We start from the raw sequence: 2755 nt of genomic DNA, 5'->3' as shown, positions 1-2755 counted from the left end.
AGCTGCGAAGCCCCGCCAAGCCGGGAAACCACTCTCGTCCAGTCTTCGTTTACAAGTGATTCGTGACTCATCTCGTGTTGGAATCACGAGCGTTTCCAATACGCAAGACCAAACTTAACGCCTATGCGGCATTCCCTGCGCCCTCTTCCTATTAGAGGGCGGTCCGCTGTATCACTCGGGCGCGACACGCGCCGCGAGAACGCGGAGCCGCATCTCCCATAGGCTGTTTGAAATCGAATCAGAAGCACGCGCGCATTGAGGCCAATCGACCCTCGCATTGACCTTTCCGCACCTTCGAACGCGACGACGGTGATTCGCATCGGGGAAGAGCCTGGGAAGCGCGCTATGCACTGCCGCCGAGTCTATCAAAGCGCGCAAAAGGCCGCCGAAAATACTGGGCGATACGCCGCGAATCGGTTGAGCCCGGGCCCGTCCGCCGCTAGCGTGCTGTTGGGCCAAATGGGGAACGGCTGAGGGATTTTGCACGATGGATGCCATGAGCACGGAGCCGGCGAAGACCTTGCCGCTTCCTGTTCCGTTCGACATACCGCTGCTGCGTATCGAGGGCGTGGTCAAGAGTTTTGGCAGTTTTCGCGCGGTGGACCGGCTATCGCTCGACATCCGCGCCGGCGAGTTCTTTGCGCTACTTGGTCCGAGCGGCTGCGGCAAGACCACGCTGCTCCGAATGCTCGCCGGCTTCGAGACACCGGACGAGGGCCGCATCCTGCTGTCGGGGGAGGACATCGCGCAGGTCCTGCCGCATCAGCGTCCCGTCAACATGATGTTCCAGAACTATGCGCTGTTTCCGCATCTGTCGGTGCGCGACAACATCGCCTTCGGCCTGCGGCGCGCAGGAATGCCGCGCGCCGACATCGCGACGCGCGTCGAGGAGATGGTCGCGCTGGTCAAGCTGGAGGGCATGGAGACGCGCAAGCCCGACCAGCTCTCCGGCGGACAGCGGCAGCGCGTAGCGCTGGCCCGTTCGCTGGCGCGGCGTCCAAAAGTGCTGCTGCTCGACGAGCCGCTTGCGGCGCTCGACAAGAAGCTGCGCGAGGCCACGCAGCAGGAACTGATGGAACTGCAGCGCCGCCTCGGCATGACCTTCATCATCGTTACCCACGATCAGGAGGAAGCGATGACGATGGCGGGCCGGATCGGCGTCATGGATGCCGGGCGGCTGGAGCAGGTGGCGACCCCGCGGGAGCTCTACGAGGCGCCGCTGTCGCGCTGGATCGCGGAGTTCGTCGGCGACGTCAACCTGTTCGACGGGCAGCTCGAGGCGCGCGAGCTGGGTCGCCTGACCATTGCGACGCGCGACGCCGGACACATCGTAGCCGTCGAGCCGCGCCAGTATATCACCAAGACGGTCGTCTCCGTCGCGATCCGGCCCGAAAAGGTCAAACTGTCGCGGCGCGGGCCGGCCACGGATGCCGAGCACGCGCATGCGCTCAATCGCCTGGAGGGCGTCGTCTGTGACGTCAGCTATCTCGGCGGCCTCACCGTCTACAAGGTGAAACTGGACAGCGGCGCGGTCATCCGCTCCGCGATGGCCAACACGACGCGGATCGACATGGATGCCTACAGCCTGAGCCAGCGGGTGGTGGCCTGGTTCACGCCCGACGATTGCATGGTGCTGGAGCAATGAGCGCGCGTCACATTTTTACCGCGCCGGCACGGTGGGCGTCGATCGCGCCCTATGTCTGGATGGTGCTGTTCTTACTGGTGCCGTTCGGCTTCGTGCTGAAAATCAGCCTTTCGCACACCGCGATCGCGCAGCCGCCCTATACGCCGGTGTTCGATGTTGCGGCGGGCTGGGGCGCGATCGAGGACGCGTTTGCGGCGCTGTCCTGGGACAATTTCCGTCTGCTGTTTTCCGACGACCTCTATGTGCTCTCCTATTTGCGCAGTCTTCTGGTGGCGGCGGTCTCGACATCGATTTTGCTCGTGATCGGCTATCCCATCGCCTACGGCATGGCGCGGCTGCCAAAGCGCTGGCAGGGTGTCGCGATGATGCTGGTCATCGTGCCGTTCTGGACCTCGTTTTTGATCCGCATCTATGCCTGGATCAACATTTTGCAGCATGACGGCCTGCTCAACCAGATCCTGCTCACGCTGCATGTCGTCTCGGAGCCGGTGGCGTGGCTGTCGACCGACAGCGCGATGTATCTCGGCATCGTCTATTCCTATCTGCCGTTCATGATTCTGCCGCTCTATGCGACGCTCGCCAAAATGGAGCCTGCGCTGGAGGAGGCGGCCGCCGATCTCGGCGCCGCGCCACGCGAGGTGTTTTGGCTGGTGACGTTCCCGTTGTCGCTGCCGGGCGTCGCCGCCGGTGTGCTGCTCTGTTTCATTCCGATCGTCGGCGAGTTCGTCATTCCGGACCTGCTCGCCGGCTCGAATGCGCTGATGATCGGCCAGACGCTGTGGCTCGAGTTCTTCACCAACAAGGATTGGCCAGTCGCCTCCGCGACCGCCATCGTGCTCCTGGTGCTGCTGCTCGCGCCGCTCCTGCTGTACGAGCGCATGCAGCGCCGCCAGCTGGAGGCGCGGCCATGACCAGGCCGAAGAGCCTCTCGCGCTTCAACATTGCCTCGCTGGCGCTGGGCCTCGCGTTCCTCTATCTGCCGATCCTGATCCTGGTGATCTATTCCTTCAACGCCTCGCGGCTCGTGACGGTGTGGGGCGGCTGGTCGCTGCGCTGGTATTACGAGTTTTTCAATGACGGCGCGATGATCGAGGCGTTCTGGATGAGCCT

At 63.5% G+C, this 2755-nt stretch carries 2 protein-coding genes and 1 pseudogene; all 3 read left to right on the top strand.

What is annotated here, in order from left to right; genetic code table 11:
• Positions 1-487: 487 nt before the first annotated feature.
• Positions 488-1645 (top strand): ABC transporter ATP-binding protein, encoded by a 1158-nt coding sequence (locus JOZ76_RS14740; RefSeq protein ID WP_441300034.1) that lies wholly within the window; start codon positions 488-490, stop codon positions 1643-1645.
• Complete coding sequence (locus JOZ76_RS14735) at positions 1642-2556, top strand: ABC transporter permease (protein WP_291699354.1); 915 nt, start codon at positions 1642-1644, stop codon at positions 2554-2556. Before JOZ76_RS14740 ends, JOZ76_RS14735 begins: the two co-directional genes overlap by 4 nt.
• Positions 2553-2755: pseudogene (locus JOZ76_RS14730) on the top strand (putrescine ABC transporter permease PotI); the annotation flags it as partial. The gene JOZ76_RS14735 and the pseudogene JOZ76_RS14730, both read left to right, overlap by 4 nt.

Source organism: Bradyrhizobium sp. (genome assembly GCF_019244115.1).
Classification (GTDB): Bacteria; Pseudomonadota; Alphaproteobacteria; order Rhizobiales; family Xanthobacteraceae; genus Bradyrhizobium.
The sequence above is the reverse complement of the archived record's forward strand: the minus strand, read 5'-3'. Positions and strand labels throughout refer to the sequence as shown.

Bases quoted from the DNA above. Each gene is read 5' to 3' on its own strand.
- JOZ76_RS14735 (WP_291699354.1), top strand. From the start codon at position 1,642: ATGAGCGCGCGTCACATTTTTACCGCGCCGGCACGGTGGGCGTCGATC.
- JOZ76_RS14740 (WP_441300034.1), top strand. From the start codon at position 488: ATGGATGCCATGAGCACGGAGCCGGCGAAGACCTTGCCGCTTCCTGTT.